7 protein-coding genes are annotated in these 6,654 nt (G+C 71.1%); 1 reads left to right on the top strand and 6 read right to left on the bottom strand.

The window, feature by feature from the left end:
* Nucleotides 1-155: 155 nt before the first annotated feature.
* From add to IFT36_RS14495, 6 genes are read right to left on the bottom strand one after another with little or no spacing between them, the layout of a single operon-like run.
* A complete protein-coding gene (gene add, locus IFT36_RS14520) occupies nucleotides 156-1,205 on the bottom strand; it encodes an adenosine deaminase (protein WP_200413492.1) in 1,050 nt (349 codons plus the stop codon).
* Nucleotides 1,202-2,191 carry a nucleoside hydrolase gene (locus tag IFT36_RS14515; RefSeq protein WP_200413491.1) on the bottom strand — a complete coding sequence of 330 codons (990 nt, stop codon included), beginning with the start codon at nucleotides 2,189-2,191 and terminating at the stop codon, nucleotides 1,202-1,204. Before IFT36_RS14515 ends, add begins: the two co-directional genes overlap by 4 nt.
* Entirely contained in the window at nucleotides 2,188-3,084 is an 897-nt protein-coding gene (locus tag IFT36_RS14510) for an ABC transporter permease (protein WP_173152462.1), read from the bottom strand. Before IFT36_RS14510 ends, IFT36_RS14515 begins: the two co-directional genes overlap by 4 nt.
* A complete protein-coding gene (locus tag IFT36_RS14505) occupies nucleotides 3,084-3,998 on the bottom strand; it encodes an ABC transporter permease (RefSeq protein ID WP_200413490.1) in 915 nt (304 codons plus the stop codon). Before IFT36_RS14505 ends, IFT36_RS14510 begins: the two co-directional genes overlap by 1 nt.
* The gene (locus IFT36_RS14500) at nucleotides 3,991-4,854 is read right to left on the bottom strand and encodes an ABC transporter ATP-binding protein (RefSeq protein ID WP_159826894.1); all 864 of its coding nucleotides are present in this window, start codon (nucleotides 4,852-4,854) and stop codon (nucleotides 3,991-3,993) included. Before IFT36_RS14500 ends, IFT36_RS14505 begins: the two co-directional genes overlap by 8 nt.
* The gene (locus IFT36_RS14495; RefSeq protein ID WP_056048287.1) at nucleotides 4,851-5,981 is read right to left on the bottom strand and encodes an ABC transporter substrate-binding protein; all 1,131 of its coding nucleotides are present in this window, start codon (nucleotides 5,979-5,981) and stop codon (nucleotides 4,851-4,853) included. The genes IFT36_RS14500 and IFT36_RS14495 overlap by 4 nt, the downstream gene beginning before the upstream one ends.
* 119 nt (nucleotides 5,982-6,100) lie before the next feature.
* Between IFT36_RS14495 and IFT36_RS14490 the strand changes: the two genes are divergently transcribed.
* Nucleotides 6,101-6,654: TetR/AcrR family transcriptional regulator (locus IFT36_RS14490; protein ID WP_200413489.1), on the top strand; the 554-nt coding region annotated here is incomplete at its 3' end.

Here is a 6,654-nt window from a genome sequence, read left to right as displayed (position 1 = left end):
CAGCCCGGCGGTGCACCACGCGGGGGCGGGTCCCGGCCCGACGGCGACGATGCGCGATCCGTCGACGACGACGTGCCCGCCGGCGTGCTCGGTGTCGTGGGCGTCGACCGTCGCGACGTGGGCGCCCTCGACAACCAGGCGGCGGATGGGCGGGGTCACGCCGCCAGCCACGCCGCGATCTCGCCGGCCGCCTGCTCCTTGAGTCCGTCGCTCGCCCCCGAGCACTCGATCGAGCTCAGCGCGCACGCGGCGAGCTGCTCGTCGGACAGGCCGAGGGTCGTCCGGGCCAGCTCGTACTCGGCGAGCACGCCCGGTCCGAACAGGATGGGGTCGTCGGCGTTGATCGAGCACCGCACGCCGGCCTCGACGAGGCGCTTCAGCGGGTGGTCCTCGATGGTGGGGATCACCGCGAGCAGCACGTTCGAGGTGAGGCACACGTCGAGGCAGACGCCCTCGGCGGCCAGTCGGGCCATCAGCGGTTCGCTCTGGACGGCCGTCACGCCGTGCAGCACGCGGTCGGCACCGAGGACGTCCAGCGCCTCCTCGATCTGGTCCGGGCCGGCGAGCTCGCCGGCGTGCGGCGTCGAGAGCAGACCCGCGTGCTTGGCGATGCGGAACGCCTCCTCGTAGCGCGCCGCCGGGTTGCCGCGCTCGTCGTTGGCGAGGCCGAGCGAGACGACGCCGCGGTCGGCGTAGGTGGCGGCCAGGTGGGCCAGCTCGTTCGCGGCCTCGACGCTCTCGGTGCGGTCGACCGTGATCATCAGGCCGACCTCGACGCCCCACCGCTCGCCGCTCTCGGCGCAGGCCGCGAGCATCGCCCGCAGCGAGTCGTCGAGGGACCCGAAGGTGGCGACGTAGAACTGCGGGCTCGCCCCGAACTCGACGTAGGCGACGCCCTCGACGGCGCAGTCCTCGACCGCCTCGTCGATCAGGCGAAAGAGGTTCTCGCTCTCGGCCAGGACCACGAGCATGCCCTGGTACGTCGCACTGAACTCGCTGAAGTCGCCGAAGCTGGTCGGCATCGGCACGACGACGCCCGACGCCGCCGCCATGTCGGCCAGCGAGTCGGGGCGGATCGCCGCCTCCATGTGCAGGTGCAGGTGGCCCTTGGGCAGGGCGCGCAGGTCGCGCACGACGGCGCCGGCGGGTGAGGGGGTGGCAGCCGAGGAGGCGCGGGTCGCGTCGGCGGAGGAGGTGGTGGTCACGAGCGGGCTCCGTGGATCAGGGCGTCGACGAACGACGGGAGGAAGAGGTCGGTGTGGACGGCGGTGACCGCCGTCGTGGGGGTCGACGGGTCACCGGTCGGCACGGGGCCGTGCGGGTGCCAGTCGACCTCGGCGCCGTCGGCCGTGCGCAGCACCCGGCCGCGGGTCGCGAAGCCGTCGTTCGTGATGCCGACGGGGCCGGTGACGCTGTCGGCGATCCACTCGGGGTGGACCATCAGCGCGGCGGCGAGCCCGTCGTGCACGGGGCTGACGCGGCGGCCCCAGGCGTTCCGGTAGAAGTCCAGGTAGGTCGCCAGGACGTCGGCGGCGAACGTGCCGGTCGGCGTGCCCGAGTCCCGGAGCGCCGCGACGTGCGACTCGTCGGTGATCACCTGCGACGTCGCGTTCACGCCGACCATGAGGCGCGAGGTCGCCGGGGCGGCGAAGACCTCCCGCGCGGCCACGCCGTCGTTCTGCACGTTCGCGTCGACCATGTCCGTGCGGCCGAGGGGAGGGAAGGGCCCGCTGCCGCCCATGATCGTCACCGACCGGAAGAGGGTCAGGAGGCGCGGCTCGGCCCTCAGCGCCAGGGCCACGTTGGTGAGCGGCCCGAGGGTGAGCAGGTCGATCTCACCCGGGGACTCCCGGGCGACCTCGACGAGGCGTCCGGCCGCCGGGGTGTCGAGCAGCACGCGCGGGAGCGGCCGGTCGGCGACGACGTCACCGAGACCGTCGTGACCGTGGACGTAGTGCGCGATGTGCGCCTCCGCCTCGAGGGGGCCCTCCGCGCCGCGGGCGACCGGGACGTCCTCGAGCCCGACGAGCCGCAGCACGTGTCCGACGTTCCGCAGGGCGTCGTCGACGGCGCAGTTGCCGTAGACGGCGGTGATGCCGACGATCTCGACGTCGGGTTGTGCGGTGAGCCAGAGCAGCGCGAGGGCGTCGTCGATGCCGGTGTCGGTGTCGACCAGCACGCGGCGCGTCACGAGGCGGTCGCCTTGCCGGCGTTGGGGCCCCACTTCGCGAGCACCGCCGTCTCGACGAACGTCGTGACCGTGTAGAGCACGATCGAGACGAGGGTGATCAGCACCACGATCGCCCAGATCTCGCCGTACTGCGACTGCGACTTGGCGGCCGTGATGGCGGCACCGAGGCCCTCGTAGGTGAACAGCCATTCGTAGAGCATCGCGCCGGTGATGGCTCCCGGCACGGCGATGCGCATCGAGGCGAAGAAGTACGGCAGGGCGGTGGGGAACGCGACCTTGCGCATGATCGTCCACCGGCTCCCGCCGTAGACCCGGATGAGGTCGACCGACTGGGCGCTGACCGAGCGGAAGCCGAGGGTCAGGTTCACCAACAACGGGAAGAACACGACCACTCCGCCGATGAAGCCGGCGGTGACGATGCCGTTGCCCAGCACGAGGTAGATCACGGGCGCCATCGCGAGCAGCGGGACGGTGCGCAGCAGCATGGCGATCGGCATGAACATGAACTCGACCGGGCGGATCAGGGTGAACACGACCGCCACGACGAGGGACCCGCCGACGCCGAAGACGAAGCCGATCGCGGCGTGCCACAGGGTCACGCCGAGCAGGCCGGCGATGTGCACGCGGTTCTCGGCGGCCGTGGTCCGACTGAGTTCGGAGTCGACGAAGAACCAACGGAACACGTCGGCCGGGGTCTTCGCGATGAACGCGTTGGCCTGCAGCACGACGATGGCGAGGTTCCACAGGATGCCGAGGATGACCGCCGAGATCGCGATCGTCAGCACGGTGCGGCCGATGCGCCGCAGGACGAACCGGGCGGTCGAGGAGGCGCTGGTCGAGACCGCGGGGGCGGTGACGCGGGTGCCGGTGCCCGTGGGCAGGGTCGTGGCCATCAGAACCCCTCTCCGGCGCGGCTGTCGCCCGCCGACCAGGGCGTGACCAGTCGGCTGATCCGCCCGATGACGAAGTAGGCGATCCCGGCGATGCCGCCCGAGATCAGGGCCAGCGCCCAGAGCTTGACCGACGCCGCCGTGGCCTGCGCCGCGAGCAGCAGGATGCCGAGGCCCTGGTCGACGCCGATGAGGAAGTACTCGCCGAGCACCGCCCCGAGGAACGCCGCGGGGGCCGCCAGCTTCAGCGCCGCGAGGATGCTGGGCAGGGCGGCGATCAGACGGACCTTGAGCAGCTGCGTCCAGCGCGAGCCGCCGTAGGCCGTGATCACGTCGAGCTGGGTCTCGCTCGCGGCCCGCAGGCCGAGCAGGGTGCCGATGACGGTGGTGAAGATCACGCTGAGCGCGGCCAGGAAGATCGACGTCGTCCGGCCGCCGGCGGGCGACATGAGCGTGACGATCGGCGCGATCGCCGTCAGCGGGATGCACGAGCAGACCACCGCGAGCTGGGTCGAGAGGCCCTCGAACCACGGCACGAGCAGCACGGCGAAGGCCAACGCGAACGCGATGAGGTTGCCCCAGAGGAAGCCCCACGCCGCGCTGCCGGCCGTCGCGCCGATGGCGCGCCAGTAGACGAGGTCGCTGAGGTCGGTGACGAGCTGGACGAGCACCTGGCCGGGTGGGGGCACCGAGCCCGTCACCGAGAAGAGCGTTACGGCCACGACCTGCCAGATCGCGACGATGAGCACGATGCCGACGAGGGCGCCGACCCACGGCGGGGCAGCGGCCATCGAGCCGAGCACCGACCGTCGCTCGCGACCCCGGACGGTCTCGGCCTGGAGCGCCACGCTCTGGCCCAGCTCCGCCTCGACCTCGCGCTCGGCCGTCTCGCGGGGCGACGTGTGCAGGTCAGTCATCGGCGGCCGCCCCGTGCGAGCCGAACAGGATCTCGGAGATGCGGTCGACGTACGCGTGGAACTCCGGCGTGCGGGTCAGCTCGGGCAGGCGCGGTCGGGGCAGGTCGATCTCGACCACCTCGGCGATGCGGCCGGGCCGGGCGCTCATCACGGCGACGACGTCGGACAGGAACACGGCCTCGGCGATGCCGTGCGTCACCATGAGCGTCGTGGCGGGCTTCTCGCCCCAGATGCGCAGCAGCTCCACGTTCATGCGCTGCCGCGTCATGTCGTCGAGCGCGCCGAAGGGCTCGTCGAGCAGCATGATGGTCGGCTGCACGGCGAGGCAGCGGGCGATCGAGACGCGCTGGCGCATGCCGCCCGACAGCTGCGCCGGCTTGGCCTTCTCGAAGCCCTTCAGGCCGACGAGGTCGATCAGGTCGTCGATCAGGCCGGCCGGGGGAGTCAGCCCGGCGACTTCGAGCGGCAAGCGGATGTTGTTCTCGACGCTGCGCCAGGGCAGCAGGGCCGAGTCCTGGAACGCGATGCCCGTCTCGTGCCCGCGCTGCACCTCGGCCGCGGTCTTGCCGTTGATCACGACGCTGCCCGAGGTGGGCGTCTCGAGCCCCGCCAGGATGCGCAGGATGGTCGACTTGCCGCAGCCCGAGGGGCCGAGCAGGCTGAGGAACGAGTCCTTCTTCGTGCCCAGGTCGATCTGCGTCAGGGCCTGCACGCTCTTCCGGCCGAGCTGGAACGACTTGGTCAGCCCCTGGATGTTGATGCCCGTGGCGAGTTCGGGTCGGCCCGCGGGGTCGCCCGTGGCCGTCGTGAGCGGCACCGTGGTGCGCGCGGTCGTGGTGCCGTCCGTCATGGTCATGCCGTGGGGATCTCGAAGGTCGTGACGAGGTCGGGGTTCTCCTCGTAGACCTCCTTGATGATGCTGAGGTCGAAGAGGTCGTCGGCCGACACGTCGGTGCCCATGGCCTTGAGCGAGGCGATGTTCTCGGCGACCAGCTCGTCGGTCATCGTGAACAGGCCGTTGGCGTTGACGTCCTCGGTGAGGATCAGCGTGTTCTGCGCCTCGGCCTCGGCCGTCTGCTCCTCGACGTCGAGGTCCTGGTCCTTGCCGTACTTCTCGGCGGCGTACTTCGCGCTCTGCTCCGGGTCCTTCACCGCGTCGGTCCAGCCCTTGATCTCGGCGACCAGGAAGGCCTTGAGCATGTCGCGCTCGTTGTCGATGGTGTCCTGCGTGACGGTGAAGGTCTCGGCGACGAACGGCAGCCCGTTGTCGGCGAAGCCGAGCACGACCGGGGTGAAGCCGTCCATCTCGGCGAGGATCGGCTCGTTCGTGATGTACGACATGTGCGCGTCGTAGGCGTTCGTCTCGAGCGGGGCGATGTCGTACTGCGTGGCGACGAGTTCGACGTCGTCCAGCGTCATGTCGTTGGCCTTGAGGAAGCCCTCGAAGATCGTCTGGTTGCCGCCGGACTGCACGCCGATCTTCTTGCCCTTGAGGTCGGCCAGGGTGCGGATCGGCTCTCCCTCCTCGAGCGAGAGCAGGCAGAACGGGTTCTTCTGGAACGTCGTGCCGATGATCTTGAGGGCGGCGCCCTGAGCGACCGAGGGGCCGGTGAGCGAGGCCGACGACAACCCGACCTTGGCCTGCCCGGCGAGCAGCGCCTCCTCGGCTCCGGTCTGCCCGCCGCCCGCGAGCAGCGTGACCTCGCTGAAGCCGGCGTCGGTGTAGTAGCCCTTCTCCGTGGCGAAGTACTCGCCCGCGAACTCGATGTTCTTGATCCACGAGAGCTGGACGGCGATGGTGCCGAACGACCCGCCGGACGCGGCCCCGCCGGTCGCCGCGCCCGTCCCGGCCGACGAGTCGGTGCAGGCGGCGAGCAGGGCGGTCGTGCCGACGACGAGGGCGGCCGACCCGCCCAGGCGCAGGAACCCGCGGCGGTCGAGGGAGGTGGAGCGGAACGCGGGAGGAACGGAGAGAGGGCTCATGGGGGAACTCCTGAGGTTCGTTCGGGTGAGGTGTCGAAAAGCTAGACCCGGACTGTTTCATCGTCGTTTCGGTCGTGTTGCCGTCGTCGCCGTCCTCGCGAGACGTTAGTTTCGGGGTCATGGCCACGCGCGAGTCGTCCGACAAGAGGGCCGAACTGCTCGAGCGCGTCGTCGACCACGTGCTCGAGAACGGCGTCGGCCAGCTCACCCTGCGCGCCCTCGCGACGGCGGTCGGCTCGAACAACCGCATGCTGCTGTACTACTTCGGCAGCCGCGAAGAATTGGTCGTCACGGCGCTGCACGGGGCCGAACGGCGGTTCCCGGGCATCGTGGGGGTCGTGGACCACCTGGCCGGGCCGGACCTGCCCCTCGACCAGCGCCTCCTCGCCGTCTGGCGGACGGTGTCCGATCCCGTCAACCAGCCCTTCAACCGCCTGTTCTTCGAGGTGTTCGGCCTCGCGAGCTTCGATCGCGAGCGCTACGCCTCGCTGCTCGGCGACATCGGCTCCGAGTGGGTGGGTCAGGTGGCGGCCGCGTACCGCGCCGAGGGCGTCGAGGAGGCGCGGGCCGAGTCGCTCGCGCACGAGACGGTCGCGCTCTGGCGCGGTCTCCAGGCGACGCTGCTCAGCGCCGGGGCGAGCGCGGCCGTCGACCGCGCGGCCGTCGACGCGAT

The organism is Frigoribacterium sp. CFBP 13605 (assembly GCF_014839405.1).
Taxonomy (GTDB): Bacteria; Actinomycetota; Actinomycetes; order Actinomycetales; family Microbacteriaceae; genus Frigoribacterium.
The sequence above is the reverse complement of the archived record's forward strand: the minus strand, read 5'-3'. Positions and strand labels throughout refer to the sequence as shown.

Excerpts from the sequence above, each read along its gene's own strand:
- IFT36_RS14505 (WP_200413490.1), bottom strand. The coding sequence starts at position 3,998 with ATGACTGACCTGCACACGTCGCCCCGCGAGACGGCCGAGCGCGAGGTC.
- IFT36_RS14510 (WP_173152462.1), bottom strand. The coding sequence starts at position 3,084 with ATGGCCACGACCCTGCCCACGGGCACCGGCACCCGCGTCACCGCCCCC.
- IFT36_RS14495 (WP_056048287.1), bottom strand. The coding sequence starts at position 5,981 with ATGAGCCCTCTCTCCGTTCCTCCCGCGTTCCGCTCCACCTCCCTCGAC.
- IFT36_RS14500 (WP_159826894.1), bottom strand. The coding sequence starts at position 4,854 with ATGACCATGACGGACGGCACCACGACCGCGCGCACCACGGTGCCGCTC.